The 19,457-nt window shown below is 64.9% G+C and carries 19 protein-coding genes; 4 read left to right on the forward strand and 15 right to left on the reverse strand.

What is annotated here, in order from left to right; all coding sequences use genetic code 11:
• Nucleotides 1-5 precede the first annotated feature (5 nt).
• From rfaH to AABM56_RS01355, 12 genes are all read right to left on the reverse strand, one after another.
• Nucleotides 6-536 carry a transcription/translation regulatory transformer protein RfaH gene (gene rfaH / locus AABM56_RS01300; protein WP_133860432.1) on the reverse strand — a complete coding sequence of 177 codons (531 nt, stop codon included), beginning with the start codon at nucleotides 534-536 and terminating at the stop codon, nucleotides 6-8.
• Between the two features lie 47 nt (nucleotides 537-583).
• A complete protein-coding gene (locus AABM56_RS01305) occupies nucleotides 584-2,797 on the reverse strand; it encodes a polysaccharide biosynthesis tyrosine autokinase (protein WP_133860433.1) in 2,214 nt (737 codons plus the stop codon).
• 57 nt (nucleotides 2,798-2,854) lie between these two features.
• Entirely contained in the window at nucleotides 2,855-3,790 is a 936-nt protein-coding gene (locus AABM56_RS01310; protein ID WP_133860434.1) for a glycosyltransferase, read from the reverse strand.
• A gap of 1 nt (nucleotide 3,791) precedes the next feature.
• A complete protein-coding gene (locus AABM56_RS01315; RefSeq protein WP_133860435.1) occupies nucleotides 3,792-5,327 on the reverse strand; it encodes an oligosaccharide flippase family protein in 1,536 nt (511 codons plus the stop codon).
• Between the two features lie 19 nt (nucleotides 5,328-5,346).
• Complete coding sequence (locus tag AABM56_RS01320) at nucleotides 5,347-6,519, reverse strand: DegT/DnrJ/EryC1/StrS aminotransferase family protein (RefSeq protein WP_133860436.1); 1,173 nt, start codon at nucleotides 6,517-6,519, stop codon at nucleotides 5,347-5,349.
• 44 nt (nucleotides 6,520-6,563) lie between these two features.
• On the reverse strand, nucleotides 6,564-7,943 hold the full coding sequence (locus AABM56_RS01325) for a pyridine nucleotide-disulfide oxidoreductase (protein ID WP_133860437.1): 1,380 nt from the start codon (nucleotides 7,941-7,943) through the stop codon (nucleotides 6,564-6,566).
• A 963-nt stretch (nucleotides 7,944-8,906) separates the two neighbouring features.
• Nucleotides 8,907-9,611 carry an HAD family hydrolase gene (locus AABM56_RS01330; RefSeq protein WP_133860438.1) on the reverse strand — a complete coding sequence of 235 codons (705 nt, stop codon included), beginning with the start codon at nucleotides 9,609-9,611 and terminating at the stop codon, nucleotides 8,907-8,909.
• Nucleotides 9,608-10,501 carry a tyrosine recombinase XerC gene (gene xerC / locus AABM56_RS01335; RefSeq protein WP_133860439.1) on the reverse strand — a complete coding sequence of 298 codons (894 nt, stop codon included), beginning with the start codon at nucleotides 10,499-10,501 and terminating at the stop codon, nucleotides 9,608-9,610. The genes AABM56_RS01330 and xerC overlap by 4 nt, the downstream gene beginning before the upstream one ends.
• A gap of 15 nt (nucleotides 10,502-10,516) precedes the next feature.
• Complete coding sequence (locus tag AABM56_RS01340; protein ID WP_007161381.1) at nucleotides 10,517-11,203, reverse strand: DUF484 family protein; 687 nt, start codon at nucleotides 11,201-11,203, stop codon at nucleotides 10,517-10,519.
• On the reverse strand, nucleotides 11,200-12,030 hold the full coding sequence (gene dapF, locus AABM56_RS01345) for a diaminopimelate epimerase (RefSeq protein ID WP_133860440.1): 831 nt from the start codon (nucleotides 12,028-12,030) through the stop codon (nucleotides 11,200-11,202). The genes AABM56_RS01340 and dapF overlap by 4 nt, the downstream gene beginning before the upstream one ends.
• A gap of 10 nt (nucleotides 12,031-12,040) precedes the next feature.
• A complete protein-coding gene (gene lysA, locus AABM56_RS01350) occupies nucleotides 12,041-13,288 on the reverse strand; it encodes a diaminopimelate decarboxylase (RefSeq protein ID WP_133860441.1) in 1,248 nt (415 codons plus the stop codon).
• A 9-nt stretch (nucleotides 13,289-13,297) separates the two neighbouring features.
• Entirely contained in the window at nucleotides 13,298-13,423 is a 126-nt protein-coding gene (locus AABM56_RS01355; RefSeq protein ID WP_007161378.1) for a lipoprotein, read from the reverse strand.
• 169 nt (nucleotides 13,424-13,592) lie between these two features.
• Here AABM56_RS01355 and cyaY point away from each other — a divergent pair, with 169 nt between their 5' ends.
• Together cyaY and rnk are read left to right on the forward strand one after the other, a co-directional pair.
• Entirely contained in the window at nucleotides 13,593-13,922 is a 330-nt protein-coding gene (gene cyaY, locus AABM56_RS01360; protein ID WP_059316577.1) for an iron donor protein CyaY, read from the forward strand.
• A gap of 351 nt (nucleotides 13,923-14,273) precedes the next feature.
• Nucleotides 14,274-14,657: a nucleoside diphosphate kinase regulator gene (gene rnk, locus AABM56_RS01365; RefSeq protein ID WP_007161376.1), complete on the forward strand. Its 384-nt coding sequence runs from the start codon at nucleotides 14,274-14,276 to the stop codon at nucleotides 14,655-14,657.
• Here rnk and AABM56_RS01370 read toward each other — a convergent pair.
• Nucleotides 14,654-14,932: a hypothetical protein gene (locus AABM56_RS01370; protein ID WP_133860442.1), complete on the reverse strand. Its 279-nt coding sequence runs from the start codon at nucleotides 14,930-14,932 to the stop codon at nucleotides 14,654-14,656. The genes rnk and AABM56_RS01370 overlap by 4 nt on opposite strands.
• A gap of 55 nt (nucleotides 14,933-14,987) precedes the next feature.
• On the opposite strand from AABM56_RS01370, the gene AABM56_RS01375 reads away from it, so the two are divergent.
• Nucleotides 14,988-15,971: a magnesium transporter CorA family protein gene (locus AABM56_RS01375; protein WP_133860443.1), complete on the forward strand. Its 984-nt coding sequence runs from the start codon at nucleotides 14,988-14,990 to the stop codon at nucleotides 15,969-15,971.
• A 36-nt stretch (nucleotides 15,972-16,007) separates the two neighbouring features.
• Nucleotides 16,008-16,883 (forward strand): NAD(P)-dependent oxidoreductase, encoded by an 876-nt coding sequence (locus AABM56_RS01380; protein WP_133860444.1) that lies wholly within the window; start codon nucleotides 16,008-16,010, stop codon nucleotides 16,881-16,883.
• 8 nt (nucleotides 16,884-16,891) lie between these two features.
• On the opposite strand, the gene AABM56_RS01385 is transcribed toward AABM56_RS01380, so the two are convergent.
• Nucleotides 16,892-17,656 (reverse strand): endo alpha-1,4 polygalactosaminidase, encoded by a 765-nt coding sequence (locus tag AABM56_RS01385; protein WP_263259090.1) that lies wholly within the window; start codon nucleotides 17,654-17,656, stop codon nucleotides 16,892-16,894.
• A gap of 295 nt (nucleotides 17,657-17,951) precedes the next feature.
• Entirely contained in the window at nucleotides 17,952-19,346 is a 1,395-nt protein-coding gene (argH, locus tag AABM56_RS01390; RefSeq protein WP_133860445.1) for an argininosuccinate lyase, read from the reverse strand.
• Between the last annotated feature and the right edge of the window lie 111 nt (nucleotides 19,347-19,457).

A 19,457-nucleotide genomic window follows, 5' to 3' on the forward strand; every position in this document is an offset into this window, starting at 1 on the left:
CTTGGTCAGGCGCGCAGCCGCTGGTTGACGGTGGCGACTGCCGACAGTTGATCAAGAGCGACGCTGACCCGTTGTTCGCGTTGCAGGATGCGCAGCAGGATGATGGCCCGCTCGTTGCCATCGGCACTCAGGAACACGGCGTCCATTTCCAGCTCCTGGCTGTACTGCACCCGCACGGTCTCACCGGGCTGATGGCTGGGTGCAGGTTCCGCCAGCGCGGCGAGGCGCTGGCGGATGTCGTCGATGATGCCTTCGCTCACGGCCGTCGGCTGGGTGCCGAAACTGACGATCCGATTGACGCCGCGCGTCGAGCGGATGGGGTACCAGTTGTCGTTCACGTCGTTGAGCTGAATGAACAGATACCCCGGGAACAGCGACTCGCTGCCGCTCGCGCGACTTCTGCCGGAGGCCTTGCGCTCGCGCTGGGGCCGGAAGCAGACGTAACCCTGTCTGCTCAGGTTTTCTTCGGCGCGGACTTCCTGATTGGGCTTGGTCTGCACCAGATACCAGTGACCGGCGGGATGGGCGAGCGTCATGGGCGAGTTCCTTCTCTAGGGGCAGTCAGGTGCGGCGGAGCGGCGTATCAGGTACGGGGGCCGTATTCGTAGTAGCCGTAGACGCCATCGTCTTCCATGGACGTCGAGGCCTTGCGCTGCACGCCGTTGAGGATGGCGCCCTTGATGGTGATGCCGTTCTGGGCGAAGCGACGACGGGAGTTCTCCACCGCCTTGAGGGTGCTCTGACCGAAACGGGTGACCAGCAGGGTGGTGCCGGCGAGGCGACCCACCAGGGCGGCATCGGTCACCGCCAGGATCGGCGGGGTATCGATGATCACCAGGTCGTAGAGGCTGCCCACTTCGTCCAGCAGACGGGAGAAGTTGGCGTGCATCAGCAGCTCCGAGGGATTCGGCGCGGCCTGGCCACAGCTGATGATGTCCAGTTGGGCGATACCGCTCGGCACGATGGTTTCACGCAGCTTGCTGCGACCGGTCAGCAGCTCGGACAGGCCGGCTTGCGGTTGCAGGCCGAACACGCGATGCAGATAGCCCTTGCGCATGTCGGCGTCGATCAGCAGCACGCGCTGACCCGACTGGGCGACCACGGTGGCGAGGTTGCTGGAGACGAAGGATTTGCCGACGCCCGGGGTCGGGCTGGAAATCATGATCACCCGGTTCTTGGCTTCCAGCATGGCGAAGTGCAGGCTGGATCTCAGGCTGCGCAGGGATTCCACCGCCAGGTTGGCCGGTTGCACCACGCTCAGCAGGTTGGGTTCGCCGGTACGGGTCTTCTTCTTCAGGCGACGATTCAGGCGCTCCTGGTCCTTGGTGAAGGGCAGGGTGGAATAGACCGGCAGGCCGATCTGTTCGACGGTGTCGGGATTCTCGATGCCCTTCTGGAAGGCCTGGCGGACGAAGACCACCACCACGGAGGTCACCAGACCCAGCAGCAGCGACAGGATCAGCGCGATCTTGCGATTGGTGGCCGGCTCGTCGAGGTTGACGTCGGCATTGTCGACCAGGCGCACGTTGCCGATGGTGCCGGCGCGGATGATGTCCTGTTCCTGGGCCTGGTTCAGCAGCAGCTGATAGGTCTGGTTGGTGACCTTCATGTCGCGGTTCAGGCGCAGCAGTTCCTGCTGGGTGCTGGGCAGGGCTTCCACCTTGCGCTGCAGGCTGCGTTTTTCCACTTCCAGCTGGGCGAGCTGGTTCAGCAGGGTCTTGTAGCTGGGGTGATCGCGGGTATAGAGGCGATCGTATTCGGCCTGCTTGAGCTTGAGCTGGGAGATGGAGGTGTCGAGGGTGACGATCTTGTCCAGGACGGCCTTGGTTTCCAGGCTGATGTCCACGGAGCGGCTGTTGGTCTGATAGTTGTTCAGGGCCGCTTCGGCGCTTTCCAGATCCTTGCGCACCGCCGGCAGCTGGCCGCGCAGGAAGTCCAGGCGCTGGGCGGCTTCCGCCGAGCTGCGCTCGACGTTCTGCATAACGTACAGGCGGCTGATCTCGGACAGGACGCTCTTGGCCAGGTCGGGATTCTCGTCCGCCAGGGACAGGTAGATGATCCCCGATTCCTTGCCGGCTTCGCTGGTCTTGATGCGATTCTGATAGAGCTGCGCGGTGGTGATGACGCGATTGCGGGTCACCTTGAATTCGGTGCCGGGGCGCGCGGTCAGGGTCTTGATCTGCATGCGATAGCCGTTACCGGCGGCCATCTGGCCGACCTGGCCGTCGAGCAGCGGCTGCTTGTCCTTGTCCAGCAGGCGATAGCGACCGTTGCTGCCGGCGACCACCGTCAGGGTCTCGCCGTACATGTCGTCCGGGACGTCGAACTGGAAGACGTCGATCTGCTCGCCGCCCCAGGCGAAGCCGCGCAGTTGCGGCCAGCTGTCCGCCAGCTGACCTGGCTTCTCGGCTTCGTAGTGGCGCCACAGGTAGTGGCCGATCAGCGGGAAGAAGCGCGGCTTGGCCTCGATGTCCAGGCGCAGGTTTTCCACGGTCTTGGTCAGCACCGCGCGCGACTTCAGCAGCTCGATCTCGGCCACGGCCGGCGAGGCCGAATTGGGTCGCACCACGGTCTCGGCAACCGCCGTGAGCGCATTCTTCTTGGGTTCGATCTGGATCATCGCCCCGGCGACGTACTGCGGGGTGGACAGCACGGCGTAGGCGATGCCCACGGCCAGAAAGCCCGCGGTGATGCCCGCGATCAGCTTCTTGTGGTCAAGAAGCGTGAGGGCCATCGTCTTGAGATCCAGATGTTGTTCTTCGTGTTGTTCGAACGAAGAGCGCTGCATGACGGTCATTGGGGTCCCTTCCTTTTAGCTGGATACCTGGCAGCCGGAAAACTGCTCTGTGTAAGTTCAGTAGGTGACGCGTTTGGGGGCGAAGCGTCGGCCGATGTTGAGGGTGATGTTGCTTACCGCCCGCAGAAGCGCCTTGACCTTCTGCGTCGGTGGAATCGAGGACAGCGAAAGACTCAGGACCTGGCGCAGGAAAAAGACATGCAGGTCGCGCTCGCCCAGCCGGTAGTAGTAGTTGGCCAGGCAGTACTGGGTGTGGAGATCCATCTGCAGGCGCTTCTGGCTGGCACGCATGGAAAAGATCCCGCCCTCGTGCACGCGGTAGGCGGCGGGGCGGATCTCGTCCATGAACTTGCCCTTGCCGTGGGCACCGAGCAGCGACCACCAGACGATGTCCATGAGCGCAGCGGTTTCCAGCTCCGGCGGCAGTTCCCGCAGGACATTGCGGAAGCAGGCGGTCAGGGTGGACAGCGGCAGCGCCTTCTTCAGGTCGGTTTCGCTGCGGTCGTAGTGATCCTGGCCACCGAACCGCTGCGGATTGACGATCCCCTTGCTGTTGAAGGCATAGGACGCATGGAAGGTCAGGGCGTAGTCCCGGTTGTTCTCCAGGAAGTCCACCTGCAGCTGCAGCTTGCGCGGATCGTTCCAGTAGTCGTCGCCTTCGCAGTAGGCGATGTAGTCGCCGCGGGCGTGCTGGAACACCGGCATGCCATAGGGCTTGCCCTGGCTGTACTGGTTTTCCTTTTGCAGGATCAGGCGGATCAGCCGGGGATAGCGACTCTCGTAGTCCTTGAGAATTTCCCGGGTGCCATCGGTCGAGGCGTCGTCGTTGACGATGATCTCGAAAGGAAAATCGGTCTGCTGGCGCAGGAAGCCGTCGATGGCCTGGCCGATGTACTCGCGATGGTTGAAGGTCAGGCAGACGATGCTGGCGACCGGCCGACTGCAATTCGTCGGCCAGTTCTTCATGATCTCTGCTTCGGTCCGAGCGTCCATGTCAGATACCTGCTTTGTAGAGTTGGGAAAACAGGCGCGAGCGGGTCTGTTTCGGAGAACAGAGCACGTAGCTCAACGCCATCAGCACCAGGGTCAGGCCACCGCCCAGGGCGAGGGTGGCCAGGATGGCGAACCGCTCCTGCGGTTGAATCTCTTGGTACAGCAGCTTGCTCAGGCCCACGCCGAGGGCGGTCACCACCACGGCCACCAGCAGGTCCTGGTTCCAGTAGCGCTGCAGATTCGGCGCGAAGCGGCCGTGGACGATCATCGGCCAGATCACGAAGGGGATCAGGCGCATGAAGAACCAGGCCAGCGCTGCGCCATAGGCGCCGTAGTGCAGGACCACCAGGATCACGATGGGCACCGAGATGGCCGCGGATACCAGGCTGTACCAGACGTGCAGGCGCAACTTGCCGTAGGCGTACTGCAGATAGAACTGGAACTGGCTCAGGGCGAGCAGCGCCGAGCCCAGGGCGTACCAGAACAGGATCGGCTCGCTCCAGTGGGCGGAGACCTTGTCGCCGGTCCAGGCAAAGACCAGCGCCTCGCCATGGAAGGCCACCATGGCCGCCAGCGGCAGCAGGATGGCGAAGGCGAAGCGCGCCGCGTTGCGATAGAGCCGTTCCAGTTCGAGCGGTTTGTCCTGGGACACCAGCACCGTCATGCGCGGCAGCAGGGCCTGTACCAGCGGGTTGGTCAGGGTGACGATGCCGGTGGAGATCAGCGCCACCAGGCTGAAGTAGCCGTACTCGGCCAGGGGCAGCGCCTTGGACAGCACCAGCTTGTCGAGCTGGGTCAGGGCGATCCACAGGATCGAGGTGAAGGACATGCTCAGGGCGAAGGGCACGATGGGCTTGACCCGCTGCCAGTCGAAGCCGCTCCACCAGGTGGGGTTGGGCAGCAGCCGATAGGCCTTGAGCGCATAGACCAGCATCTCGAACACGGCGACGAAGGCCTGGAACACGAAGAAGTCCAGCGGCTCCTGGGAAATCCACATCACCAGGATCAGGCCGCCGAAGTAGCGGACGGTGGCGATCAGCACATTGACCAGATTCAGCCAGCCGTGCAGCTCGACCCCCTGGACGCCGCTCTTGTACAGCGTCGACAGCAGGCGGAAGGCGATCATCAGCCCCATCAGGCCGATGCAGTGGGCCACGGTCTCGGTGGGCAGCCCCTGGACGTTGAGCCAGTGACCCGCCATCCACTCCGAGTTCAGCTCGATGGCGACAAAGGCCAGGGTCGCCAGGGGGATGAAGATGAATTCCAGCGAGCGCAGCAGCTGGCCGCGGGTGCGCCCGGCGCCGGCCTGGCCACGGCCATGGGCGACATCGCGCACGAGGGACGCGGAAATGCCGACGTCGAGGAGTTGCAGCCAGGTCTGCAGCACGGCGAAGAAGCCGATCAGACCATAGGTTTCGGCACCCAGATGACCGAGATACATCGGCTGGATCAAGATGCCGATCAGCAGCGCATAGGCTTGGCCGGCATAGTTGATCAGGGTGTTGCGCAACACCGACACTTTCGCGGGACTGGTCATGGGAGATAGCGGGCCAGGGTCAAGTTAGAGCAGGAGAGGAGTCGCCGGGAAAATCCCAGCTCGGCAGCAGCTGTGCCGGGGTGATGAGTGCCCGCAGGGATTCCATGCTGGTCTTTTTCTGCTGCGCGAGGAGCAGGGTGTCGATCAGCAGGTCCTGGGTCGCCTGCGGCAGGTCCGGGTAGAGCGGCACGCAGAGGATGCGGTGACTCAGCTTGCGCGAGACCGGCTTGATCGCCTGGGGCTGCAGGTAATCCAGGGTTTCCAGCGACGGATAGAAGTAGCGGCGCGGATTGATGCCGACGGCGTTCAGCGCCTTCTTGGTATCCAGCAGACTCGGCTCGTCGCGCAGGGCCACCGGGAAGTAGCTGTAGTTCAGCTGGGTGCCGTAGGTGGGCCGCTGCAGGTCGAAGGCGCCTTGCAGGCGTCTCTCATAGTGCTGACCGATGACGGCGCGGCGGGCCAGGATGTCTTCCAGCTCGTCGAGGATGCACAGCCCCATGGCCGCGGAGACCTCGTTGAGCTTGGCGTTGATGCCCACGCCTTCGATACGCTCGGCATCGACGATGCCGAAGTTGATCATGCGGCGGACGCGCTCGGCGAGCTCGTCGTCTTCGGTGATGATCGCGCCGCCTTCGATGGTGTGGAACAGCTTGGTGGCGTGGAAGCTGACGGTGGTGATGTCGCCCCACTGCAGGACCGAGCGGCCTTCGAACAGGGTGCCGAAGGCATGGGCGCCGTCGTAGACGACCTTCAGGCCGTGGCGGTTGGCGACCTGCTGCAGGCCGCGCACATCGCAGGGATTGCCGAACACGTGGGTGGCGACGATGGCCGAGGTGTCGTGCTCGATGGCGGCTTCGACGTTGGCCGGATCCAGGTTCCAGGTTTCCGGATGGATGTCGGCGAACACCGGCCGGATCCCTTCCCAGTGCAGGGTGCTGGTGGTGGCGACGAAGCTGAACGGCGTGGTGATGGCGCTGCCGGTCAGGCCCAGGGCGCGATAGGCGACCTGCAGGGCCAGGGTACCGTTGTTGACCAGGATGATGTTTCTGACGCCCAGATAGTCGCGCAGACGCTCTTCGAGCTGAGCGTGCAGAGGGCCCTGGTTGGTGATCCAGTTGTTGGCGTAGATCTTGTCGATATACGCCTTGAAGCGTTCCTTATCGCCAAGGTAGGGCTTGGTCACATTGATCATGATCCGGTACCTGCTTATCGAGTCCTTGATACGTGTCGGTTCGGTCAAGCGTGTTCGGCGACCGGACTGGCCGGTTGCCGGAAGGCGGCGCCGGGCTTGTCCAGACGTTCCAGAACCGACTCCAGGGCCTCGCGACTGGCATCGTTGTGGAACTGCCAGACCCCGTAGATGCGTCCGGAAAAGGACGCCTCGCTCCCCAGGCGGGGATCCACTGCCAATCCCGAGCCCAGGCCGAACAGGTGCAGGCCCTTGAGGCGCTGGCCGTGCTGGTCCAGCGGGCTGCCGGCGGCATCGGAGTCCAGACCGCCGCGCAGGGTGCGCAGGGTCAGCGGACGGCCGTCCTGGCAGCGCAGCTCGGGCACGACGGGCTGGTAACCCATGCCCTGCACCAGCAGGGCGGCGCTGTCGAACAGCGTCTGGGCGTTGGCCAGTTGTTCGGCGCTGCCATCCAGTTGCAGCGTCTTGACCTTGACCGGGGTACCGCCGATGCCCTGACCGGCAAGGACCTGGCGGCCGATCTCGTGGGCGCGGTAGCGCAGTCCGCCGGAGCGGTTGACCCGCTTGGAGATGGGGCAGATGTCCTGCAGCGGATCGAAGGCGTAGCCGGCGGCCAGGGCTTCGGCGGCGGTCTCGTAGAACAGCCGGATCGGTGAGCGATGGACCAGGGTCAGTTCGCGCAGACCATCGTGGTGCAGGGCGCTGGCCAGGTTGTCGAGGGCGGAGAAGGCGCTGTGAGAACCCCCGACCACGCAGATCGGACCGCCATCCTTGAGGCGGGCCCGATAGCGCTGGCGCAGGGCTTCGGGTTGCAGGCGCAGCAGATTGTCGGAGCTGTCGATCGAGGCACTCTGGGGCAGCTGCAGGCCCATGGCCTGGATGCTTTCTTCGAAGCTGTGGCGGGTCTGCTTGCCGCCCAGGTTCAGCACCAGGCTGGAGGTGCGGACGCGGCGGATGGCGCCGGCCTGTTCCAGCCAGACGACATAGCTCGAACCTTCGCAGGTCACTTCGGTGATGCGGGTCTGGCGCCAGGTGGGGATGCCGTACTGGCGTTCGAGCCAGGGCAGGACCAGGCCGGCGGCCTGCTGGAAGAGCTGGCCGACGATGGGCAGCGCCGGTGCTTCCTGGGAATTCAGCTTGAGGTGGCGAAAGGTCGGGGATGCTTGCAGCGGGGCCAGGATGGGCGCCAGCAGCGGATCGCGCAGGCAGTCCAGAAAGACGTCGCTCACCGAGTTGGCGATGATCTGATAGTCACCCAGCTTGCCGGCACCGAGTTCGGTCCCGGCATCGACGATGATGGTGCCGGCCTGGGCAAGTTGCTCCAGAGCACCGCGCTTGATGGCATTGAACAGGAATCCCAGGCCTGCCGGACCGGCACCGCCAATTAGACATCCTAATGTCGATTCCGATAGATCATTCCTTGCCATCGGGGCATCCTCTCTGTGCGCCTTCAAGGCGCAATTAACGTGATTGAAACTGGCTTTCACAGTGCCCGGCAGTCAGCAAAAAATGCAGCGGATCGTTTTAATCTTTATTGACTTAATGACCGTCTGATGAATGTCGGTCAGTACCTGTTTTAACCCTTGCCAATAATTAATTCGCCCGTGTCGGCAGCAGAAGTAAGAGAACTTGCTCGAAGCTGTCTGCCAAGCACTTTCCAAACTAAACAGGGCCAGGCCGTCGATGACGGGGGCAGGCCGAAGTTGGCCTGGCTGAGCCACTTGCCGGCCTGCTGTGGGCAGGGTTGAAGTTGCCTGGGTAAATAGAATTAAGTCCCGCTCGGGTGACATCCCTGTAGTCCTGCAGGTGCTCGCTGGCACGGTGATCGTCCCCTTCTGTCCAGCACCGGGCATGGCTACCGCACAGGTTTGCCGTGACTTGGGTGGTAACCAGTCCGGTTGGGACATGGCTACCGCACGGGTTTGCACCTGGACGGGATGAACAGAGGGTTATTTACCGATATCAAGACCTGACAATGTTTGAGCAGGAACTTGAGAAGCCATCGGCGAGACGCAGAGGAGGGGGGAGGTAATGCTGTCTTCCCTGACCTGAACGGCGGCTGGTTCAGCGCGCAATCCCAGCGCTACTTCGAACTTGTCGCAATGATTGTCAAAAGGGTTAGCACTGTCAACGCGAGGTCCGGAGGGGAAATCCGGCCAGCGAGACGGCTATCGGCGCTGTTGTTATCAAGGAATCGGCGGCCAAATGAGGTGTGCTTGGCAAAAAATCGCCCAGCCCCGCGGCTTTTGGTGAAGGGGGTCGCAAAGCTTCTGCTGTCGAGGTCGATAAGTGTGACGAATATTTTGGCGATTGGTTAACAAAACCCAGGGGCCTAGTAGACGACCGGCGAGCACGAAAAATCAGCCGTTCAGCATTTGGTATTACTGACTTTACGGCCGGCCTGACCAGCCTTCCAACAGGGAGGGAAGTTCGCTCAGACTGCGGATCTCCGCATCCGGCTTGCCAGGATCCTGCCAGGGGTTCTGCAAGGGGTTGAACCAGACGGCGCGGATACCGGCGCGCTGGGCGCCGGCGACATCGTCCACGGGGTTGTCGCCCACGTGCACGGTGGCGTCGGCCGCGATGCCGGTGAGACGCAGGGCCTCGCGGAAAGGCGTGGGGTCGGGTTTGCCGACGCCCAGCTGCTCGGCATTCAGGGCAAAGCGGAAGTAGTCAGCCAGGCCGATGGTCTGCACATCCGCATTGCCGTTGGTCAGCACCCCCAGGGTATAGCGATCGGCGAGGCGCTCCAGGGTGGGGTGGACATCGTCGAACAGGGTGACCTGCTGGCGAGCGGCCAGATAGACCGCGAAGCCCGCCTCGGCCAGCTGGGCAGCCTCGGGCTCGACATAGCCGGCATCGAGCAGCGCCTGATGGATGACCCGGCGGCGCATCTCGCTGACCCGGTGCTTGAGACCGGCGTCCTGCTGCAGCAGGTGATCGCGGATCGCCCAGAGATGCTCGACCGGAACGCTGCCCAGCCGCGGCGCGGAGGCGGCGAACCAGTCACGCAGCAGGGCTTCGGCGGAATGGATGACCGGCGCGATTTCCCAGAGGGTATCGTCGAGGTCGAAGGTCACGAGGCGAATCGTCATCGGCTGGCCTTGCGCTTGGCGCGGGGGTGCGCCTTGTCATAGACCTCGGCGAGCTGGCCGAAGTCCAGGTGGGTGTAGATCTGGGTGGTGGCGATGTCGGCGTGGCCGAGCAACTCCTGCACCGCGCGCAGATCGCCGGAGGCGCTGAGCATGTGGCTGGCGAAGCTGTGCCTGAGCATGTGCGGATGCAGGTGCTGGCCCAGTTCGCGCACGCCGGCCTCGCGTACCCGCAGCTGAACCGCGCGGGGTGTCAGGCGCAGACCGCGCTGACCGATGAACAGGGCGTCGTCGCGCGGTGCGGCCTGCAGCCGGACCTTGAGCCAGGCCTCCAGGGCGTCCCGGGCCTTGCTGCCGATGGGCAGCACCCGCTCCTTGTTCCCCTTGCCGCGCACCTGGACCAGCCCCTGGGCCAGATCCACGTCCGCGAGATCCAGTCCGACCAGCTCGGAGAGGCGCAGTCCGGAGCTGTAGAAGAGTTCCAGCAGCGCCTGATCACGCAGGCCGAGGAAGTCGTCCTCCACGGCGCCATCGAGCAGCTGCATGGAGCGGTCGACGTCGAGCACCTTGGGCAGGGCCTTCTGTGCCTTGGGGGGCGTGAGTCCATGGGCCGGATCCTGGCTGCAGTGGCCTTCGCGGATCAGGTAGAGATAGAAGCCGCGGCAGGCCGACAGCAGCCGCGCCAGGCTGCGACTGGAGGCGCCGGCCCGGTGCAGCTGGGCGATCAGGGCGCGCAGGCGGCGACTGTCCAGGCCGCCCCAGTCGCTCAGGCCTTCGGCTTCGACGAAGGTCAGCAGCTTGCGCAGGTCGCGCCGGTAGCCGTCAAGCGTGTGGGGCGAAACCTGACGCTCCAGCCGCAGGTGGTCGAGATAGGCATCGAGCTGGACCTGCATGCTCCGCTCCCGGGCTCAGCGCACCGTACGCAAGGGGACGGGAAAGCGCGGCAGTACCCGCGCCAGGACTTCCGCCACGTGGCTCAGGAACAGCGTGCCCAGGCTACTGCGATAGTGCTGGGGATCGGGGCTGCCGATCGCCAGGACGCCATGCAGACCCTGATGGGAGAGGGCGGCGACAGCCGCGGAGCCGACCTCTTCCTTGGCCGAATCGCCGAACAAAAAGGCCAGTTCGTGGGCGCGCAGGACACCGCTGGTGGTCTTCTCGCCGCCCAGCAGGCCGCCGATCACCTTTTGTGCTTCGGCGGGCGTGACGCTGCGGCCGACCGGCAGGGGATGCTCGTGGAACAGGATGAGGCCGACGTAGGGCACCTTGAATTCATGGCGCAGGCTGTCCTCGACGGTGCCTATCACCTCTTCGAGGCTGTTGGCGTCGAGCAGGCCGATGATCAGCCGCCGGGTCTTGTCGAACAGCCGGTCGTTGTCCCGCGCCACGTCCATCAGGTGGGTGAGGCGGTGGCGCATCTCGCCATTGCGATCGCGCAGCAGACCCAGTTGCCGCTCGACCAGGGAGATGGCGGTGCCCCGCTGGTGGGGGACGCGCATCTCCGCCAGCAGCTCTTCGCGATCGGCGAAGAAGTGCGGATGATCCAGCAGCCAGTCGGCGACTTGGTCCGCAGTCAGTTCGGGGGTGTCGCTCATACTCTTACCTGGCCTTCGTAGACACGGGTGGCCGGACCGGTCATGAGCACCGATTGACCGACGCCGTCCCACTCGATGTTGAGCAGACCGCCCGGCAATTCGATGCTGACCGGCGATTTCAGCCAGCCCTGGCGGATCCCGGCCACGGCGGCGGCGCAGGCGCCGGTGCCGCAGGCACGGGTTTCGCCGACGCCCCGTTCCCAGACCCGCAGGCGGGCGCGCTGGGCGTCGATGATCTGCAGGAAGCCGATGTTGGCCTTTTGCGGAAAGCGCGGATGGCACTCCAGCTTGGGACCGAGGGTGAGCACCGGTGCCTGGTCGACGTCGGCGACCCGCAGCACGCCATGGGGATTGCCCATGGAGACCACCGCCAGCTCGACCGTCTCGCCCTCGACCTGGATGGCATGACTCAGCGTCTCCGCCTCGGCGATGAAGGGAATCTCGGCTGCCTGCAGGCGCGGTGCCCCCATGTCGACGCGCACCATGCCATCGCCCTTGAGGTGCAACTCGATGATGCCGTTCTTGGTTTCGACGCGGATCTGCTTCTTGACCGTCAGGCGCTTGTCGAAGACGAAGCGGGCGAAGCAGCGGGCACCATTGCCACACTGTTCGACCTCGGAGCCATCGGCGTTGAAGATGCGATAGCGAAAGTCCACGTCCGGGGTGCTGGGGGTCTCGACGATCAGCAGCTGGTCGAAGCCGACACCGGTCTTGCGGTCACCCCACAGACGAACGTGCTTGGGCTGGATGTGCGCGTGCTGGCTGATCAGGTCGAGGACCATGAAGTCGTTGCCCAGACCGTGCATCTTGGTGAAGCGCAGTTGCATGGAACTCCCCTCAGGCCGGCAGCCGGCTCTCGCCTGCGAAGAGTTCTTCCAGCGTCTCGCGCCGACGGACCAGGTGCGCCTGGTCGCCATCCACCATCACCTCGGCCGCACGGCCACGGGTGTTGTAGTTGGAACTCATGGTGAAGCCATAGGCCCCGGCGGAGCGGATGGCCAGCAGATCGCCTTCGGCCAGGACCAGCTCGCGGTCCTTGGCGAGGAAGTCGCCGGTCTCGCAGATGGGACCGACCAGGTCGTAGCGGCGGGCGTCGCCCTCGCGCGCGGTCACCGGCTCCACCGCCATCCAGGCCTGGTACAGCGCCGGGCGGATGAGGTCGTTCATCGCCGCGTCGACGATGGCGAAATCCTTGTGGGCGGTGTGCTTGAGGTATTCCACGCGGGTCAGCAGGATGCCGGCGTTGGCGACGATGAAGCGGCCGGGTTCGAACACCAGGGTCAGGTTGCGCCCGACGATGCGTTCGCGGATGGCCTGGATGTAGTCGCCGGCCAGCGGCGGCTGCTCGTCGCGATAGCGCACGCCCAGGCCGCCGCCGAGGTCCAGGTGGCGCAGGACGATACCGCGCTCGGCGAGGCGATCGATCAGCGCCAGCAGGCGGTCGAGGGCATCGAGGAAGGGCGGCAGGGTGGTGAGCTGGGAGCCGATGTGGCAATCCACCCCGAGAATCTGCAGATTCGGCAGCTCGGCGGCGCGGGCGTAGACCGCCTCGGCGTCGGCGATGTCGATGCCGAACTTGTTTTCCTTGAGACCGGTGGAGATGTAGGGGTGGGTACCGGCGTCGACATCGGGATTGACCCGCAACGAGATCGGCGCGACCACACCCAGCTCCGCAGCCACCTGTTGCAGCCGTTCCAGCTCGTCGGTGGATTCGACGTTGAAGCAGTGCACGCCCACTTCCAGGGCGCGGCGCATGTCGTCACGGGTCTTGCCGACCCCGGAGAACACCACCCGGCGCGGATCGCCACCGGCGGCCAGGACGCGTTCCAGTTCGCCACGGGAAACGATGTCGAAGCCGGCGCCGAGGCGGGCCAGGACATTGAGCACGCCGAGGTTGGAGTTGGCCTTGACCGCAAAGCAGACCAGGTGCGGCAGACCGGCCAGCGCATCGGTATAGGCACGGTACTGCCCCTCGATGTGCGCTCGCGAATAGACGTAGGCGGGGGTGCCGAATTCCTGCGCCACAGCGCTCAGGGCTACCCCTTCCGCATGCAGTTCACCTGCACGGACAGCGAAGACTTCCATGGTGGCTCCCTAGAACACGTCGTGGCGGTGTTCTTTGGCGGCTTTCTGGTCGTCGGGCAGGTACAGCGGGCCTTTCTGACCGCAGCCGGCCAGCAGGCAGGCGCAGGCGATGAAGAGGAGAGACAGGCGCTTCATGACGCTAAACCTTTATTCAGGCGAATATTGCCCGGAGTATAACGGGGTTGAGCGACTCTTTGACACGCCTGGATGGCTGAAGCGCAGCTGCCGGCAACAGCCGCGACTGGACGCCATCTGGGCGGCCCGCTACCGTGCGGCGATTGTTTCCCTTCTTTCGAGGATCGTCATGAGCCGGCTCAGCGAAGCGCAATTCCATCACCTCGTCGACCAGACCCAGCGCCAGGTCGAAGACGCCTATGACGACAGCGGGCTGGACCTCGATCTGGAAAATGCCGGTGGCGTGCTGACGATCAAGTTCGACAACGGCAGCCAGGTCATTCTCAGCCGCCAGCCCCCGCTGGTGCAGCTCTGGGTGGCGGCGCGGTCGGGTGGCTATCACTTCGACTGGGATGGCCAGAGCTGGATCTGCGACACCTCGTCCGAGACCCTCGGTGCGCTACTGGTGCGGGTGACCCTGGAGCAGACCGGCGAGAGCGTCGCCTTGCCCGGGCTCTGACGACCTGCGGTCGGTGCGGCTTGACCGCTGCCAAGACCCCTGTGCTAGCGTGACCTAAGAGCCTGTTCAAAGTCTGCTGCGCGTCGGCCAAACGGCGTTGAAAATGTCCTGGGTCGCCAGCCCGGTCGGAATGCTCATTTACTACTCGTAAACTGCGCTTCCTCAGCTATTTTCGCCTTGTTTGTCGCTAGCTCGCGAGCCTTTGAACAGGCTCTATCGGCGCCTTTCGAGCGCCGTTTTCTTTTGCCGCCCCTGTCGCGGCTTCTCACTGGGCGTCCGTTGCCCGTCATCCCGTTGGTCCGTCGCTGCTCGCGGCAGGGGCCGCGTCGTCTTGTCCTCCAGGAGTCCGCCATGCGCCATGCATCGCCCATTACCGTTTCCGCCGTCGATCTGCCCCGTCTCGAAAGGCTGCTCGACGCCCTGCCCGAATTCGGGCCCGTGGCCGAGGCCCTGGACGAGGAACTGGCCCAGGCGCGGGTAGTGGCGCCCGAGGAGATCGGTGCGGTGGTCACCATGAATTCGCGGGTGCGTTGCCGCGAGACCGATACCGGCAAGGAGTACCAGGTGGTGCTGGTCTATCCGGAGGACGCTGGTGGCGAGGGGCGGGTCTCGGTGCTGGCGCCGGCCGGCAGCGCGCTGCTCGGCGCGACGCCCGGCGAGCACCTCAGCTGGCCGGTACCCGGCGGCAAGGAGCAGCAGGTGGAACTGCTGGCGCTGGAGCCGGCCGAGGCCTAGTCGTCCACGACCTCGGGCAGTTCCGGTAGAGCCCGTAGCAGGCGCTCGTAGTGGGCGCCGTCGAAGGGGCGATCGGCGTCGAGCATGGCGGCGATTTCGTAGGACAGCGCCTGGGCCATCAGCAGCACGGCCTCTTCGCGCTCGTAGCCGACCAGGGTCAGCTTGTTGAGCACGGCCTGGACATAATCCGGCTGGCCAGCGGCGAGCTGGTTCTCCACCGCTTCGATCAGATGGGAGGACACGAAGGATTCTTCGTCATCGGCGTGGTCAATCATGTCTGGATACCTTTTGTTACAGTGCGACCCCTGATTCTGGCCTGGAGTCTTCTCGATGATCACCTGCTATCGCCTGTCCGCCGACGAGCTGGTCGCGCAGCCCTTGTCGCCGGGAGACCCGCTGCCTGCGGATCTGCTCTGGGTCGATCTGCTCGATCCCAGTGAGGCGGAAGAGCGCTATTTGGAGCAGGCACTGGCGATGGACATCCCCACCCGGGAAGAAATCGCCGAGATCGAGGAATCCTCGCGACTCTATCAGACCGACCAGGCCCTGCACCTGACCACCACCGTGGTCAGCGGCTTCAGCGAGCATCAGCCGCAGGCCTCGGTGGTCAATTTCGTGCTGACGCCCGAGTGGCTGGTGACGGTGCGCTACGCCGAACTGGCCGCCTTCAAGACCTTTCTCGGCAAGGCCCAGCAGCAGGCGAGCCAGCACTGCCGCAGCGATGTCATCTTCGCCTCGCTGCTGGACAGCCTGGTGGACCGCGTGGCCGACATCCTCGAATCGGTACAGGCGCATCTCAATCGCCTGGCCAAGGCGGTGTTTCGCGAACCCCTGGACCCCCATCAGGCCAAGCAGCCGAAGACCGACCTGCAATCCATCGTCAAGCAGCTCGGTCGCAGCAACCAGCTGCTGGCGCAGCTCAGCGAGAGTCTGCTGGGCATCAATCGCATCGTCTCCTACCTGCGGCGCGCGGGTGCCACCTGGATCTCCGGCACGGCCAAGACCTGGTTCAAGACGCTGGAACGCGACGTCCGCTCGCTGAGCGATTACCAGGCCAAGATGAACGGCGAGATCGGCTTTCTGCTCGACGCCACCCTGGGCCTGATCAGCGTGGAGCAGAACAACATCGTCAAGGTGTTCACCATCGCCTCGGTGCTGTTCCTGCCACCGACCCTGGTGGGCACCATCTACGGCATGAACTTCAAGGTCATGCCGGAGCTGGACTGGCATTTCGGCTATCCGCTGGCGCTGGGCGCCATGGTGGTCTCGGCGCTGATTCCCTATGCCTGGTTCAAGTTTCGCCGCTGGCTGTAGCCGGCGGCATCCATCGCACCTCGAGGAGGCAAAACTATGCGTATCGGATTCATCGGTCTGGGTGGCATGGGCCAGGGCATGGCCGCCAATCTGCTCAAGGCGGGCCATGAGGTGGTGGTCTGGAATCGCTCTCCGGAGCCGGTCCAGGCGCTGGTCGGGCAGGGTGCCCGCGCGGCAGCGACGCCGGCGGAGGCCTTCGACGTGGAGGTGGTCTTCAGCATCCTGGCCAACGACGCCGCCACTCGCGAGGTGATCCTCGACAGCGGCGCCCTGCAGCAGGCACGGGCCGGACTGGTCCACGTCAGCATGGCCACCCTGTCGGTGGCCCTGGTCGACGAACTGGTCGCGCGCCATGCCGAGGCGGGCGTGGGTTATGTGGCGGCGCCGGTGTTCGGGCGCACCGACGTGGCCGCCAGTGGCCAACTCAACATCGTGGTGGCGGGCGAGCCCGAAGCGATCCAGCGCGTCCAACCACTGCTCGACGTCCTGGGGCGCAAGACCTGGCCGGTGGGCACGGAGCCGCGGCAGGCCAATGTGGTCAAAATCGCCGGCAACTTCATGATCGCCAGCGCCATCGAGACCATGGGCGAAAGTACCGCCCTGGCGCGCAGCTATGGCGTAGAGCCCGCGGCGCTGCTGGAGATCCTCACCAGCACCCTGTTCGCCGCGCCGGTGTACCAGAACTACGGCCGCCTGCTGACCGAGCGAAAGTTCTCGCCGGCGGCCTTCAAGCTCAGCCTGGGACTCAAGGACGTCGGCCTGGCCCTGGCGGCCGGTCAGGAAAAGGCGGTACCGCTACCCTTCGCCAGTGTCCTGAGAGACAACCTGCTGGAGGCCGTCGCCCAGGGCGAGGGCGATCTGGACTGGATCGCGCTGGGGCAGAGATCGCATAAGAAGGCCGGGCTCGACTGAGCGCCTGCCTACTTGCAGGCGGTGCCCAGCGCCGCCAGCGACAGCGGGTAGAACTGCAGGTTGTAGCCCGAGGTCTTGGCCTGGCTGCAGCGCTTGGTGCTGTAGAGGCCGTAGTCGATGATCATCACCGGCTTCTTCTGGGTGCGGAAGTAGCTGTAGGCGTTGCACTCGGCGTAGTCGTAGCAGCTCTCGTTGAGGGCGAAGTCGAACTTGCCGTAGAGGCTCGGCACCAGGTCCACGGCGTTCTTCAGACCCACCAGCAGACTGCGCCTGTGCGCCTCGTCAGCCAGCCAGTTGAGGAAGTCCAGCTGCTGGGCCTTGGTCAGCTTGAGACCGTTGGGATTGCTGAAGCCGTCGACGTTGTCCGGATCCACGCCCTGGCAACCCTTCTGCACCGCCAGGTCCAGCCGCTTGGCCAGCAAGGCGCGGACGTCGGCACGGCGGATGTCCAGCCAGCGTTCGCCCGGCCAGGCGTCCAGCGCCTTGCCCAGAGCGGCCTTTGGATAGAGCGCGGCGTCGGGCCGCCAGTCTTCCCAGGTACCGGCGCTGAAATAGCAGATCACCGTCTTCCCATTGCCCTTCAGATTGGCGATCACCGCCTTGCTGGTGTCATAGAGATCGATGTCGTAGAGGGTGCGATTGGGCTTTTGCAGCACGCCGTTCAGCTGGACATGCCAGGTGAGCGTCTGTGGCAGCGGTGGCGGCAGGGCGGCCTGGCTGGAAGCCGCGGTGAACATTCCGCAAAGCAGGATGGAACAGGCTGAAAGGCGCATGAGACTTGACTCGAACGGCTGGTCAAGTCTCCAGTATCGGCTGCCGGGTCGCAGTCCTGAGCGCCAGTCGTCGTACCTATCAACGGCTGGTCGGCCGTCGCGTGACCGGCTTTCCGGCCCCCTTGCGCAGAGAGCCCTGGCCTAGAGCCCTTGTCTTCTGCCCAGGCGCCTGCTCGACGGTGGAGTAAGCCCTTACGCCCGTTCGCCCTGCCGATGAGCGGCAGGGGCGGGGTCTTCGGCCGGCGGCTTGTTCGCCCGCCCCGCTAAAGGGGCGGCGAGCAGCGCAGTGGCCGGATCAGCGCTGGGCCAGCAGCGCGCGACCGCGTTGCACGGCGGCGCGGACCTGGGCCGGGGCGGTACCGCCGATATGGTCGCGGGCATTGACCGAACCTTCCAGGGTCAGGACGGCGAAGACGTCCTGCTCGATCTGATCGCTGAAGCGCCGCAGTTCGTCCAGGCTCATCTCGGCCAGGTCTTTGCCGCTGTCCACGCCGTACTTGACCGCGTGGCCGACGATCTCGTGGCAGTCACGGAAGGGCAGGCCCTTGCGCACCAGGTAGTCGGCGAGGTCGGTGGCGGTGGAGAAGCCACGGCGGGCCGCCTCGCGCATGATCTCGCGCCTGGGCTTGATGGCCGGGACCATGTCGGCGAAGGCCCGCAGGGAGTCGCGCAGGGTGTCGGCGGCGTCGAACAGCGGTTCCTTGTCTTCCTGGTTGTCCTTGTTGTAGGCCAGCGGCTGGCCCTTCATCAGGGTCAGCAGGCCGGTGAGGGCGCCGAACACCCGGCCGGTCTTGCCGCGCACCAGTTCGGGGACATCGGGATTCTTCTTCTGCGGCATGATCGAGGAGCCGGTGCAGAAGCGGTCGGGCAGGTCGATGAACTGGAACTGGGCGCTGGTCCAGAGCACCAGTTCTTCGGAGCAGCGCGACAGGTGCATCATCGCCAGGGAGGCCGCGGCGCAGAATTCGATGGCGAAGTCGCGATCCGAGACCCCGTCCAGGGAATTGCCGCCAATGGCCTCGAAGCCCAGCAGTTCGCAGGTGACCTGGCGCTGGATGGGGTAGGTGGTGCCGGCCAGCGCGGCGCTGCCCAGGGGCATGCAGTTGACACGCTTGCGGCAGTCGACCAGGCGCTCGTGGTCGCGGGAAAGCATCTCGAACCAGGCCAGCAGGTGGTGGCCGAAGGTCACCGGTTGCGCGGTCTGCAGGTGGGTGAAGCCGGGCATGATGGTATCGGCTTCGGTCTCGGCCAGTTGCAGCAGGCCTTCCTGCAGACGGTTGAGCTCGACGAGGATGGCGTCGATCTCGTCACGCAGCCAGAGGCGGATGTCGGTGGCCACCTGGTCGTTGCGGCTGCGTCCGGTGTGCAGCTTCTTGCCGACCACTCCCAGGCGCTCGGTCAGGCGCGCCTCGATGTTCATGTGCACGTCTTCCAGGTCGACGCGCCACTCGAAGGTGCCGGCCTCGATCTCGCCGCGGATCTCGTCCAGCCCGGCGATGATGGCGTCGCGCTCGGCTTCGCTGAGCACCCCGGCCTGGGTCAGCATGCGGGCATGGGCCTGGCTGCCGAGGATATCGTGGCGATAGAGGCGCTTGTCGAAGTCCACCGAGGCGGTGAAGCGGGCGACGAAGGCGTCGACGGGTTCGCTGAAGCGTCCGCCCCAGGACTGGTTGGTTTTTTCGCTGCTCATGGATCGGCCTGCTGCTGGGCTTGTCGGTAAGGATGAGAAGGGGCCGATGATAGCAGTCCCGAGCGGGCGCCGGCCCGATTCAACGGAGCCGACTTGCCGACGAGTGGTATC

It is taken from the genome of Pseudomonas aestiva, from assembly GCF_039908605.1.
In the GTDB taxonomy this organism is placed as follows: domain Bacteria; phylum Pseudomonadota; class Gammaproteobacteria; order Pseudomonadales; family Pseudomonadaceae; genus Chryseomonas; species Chryseomonas aestiva.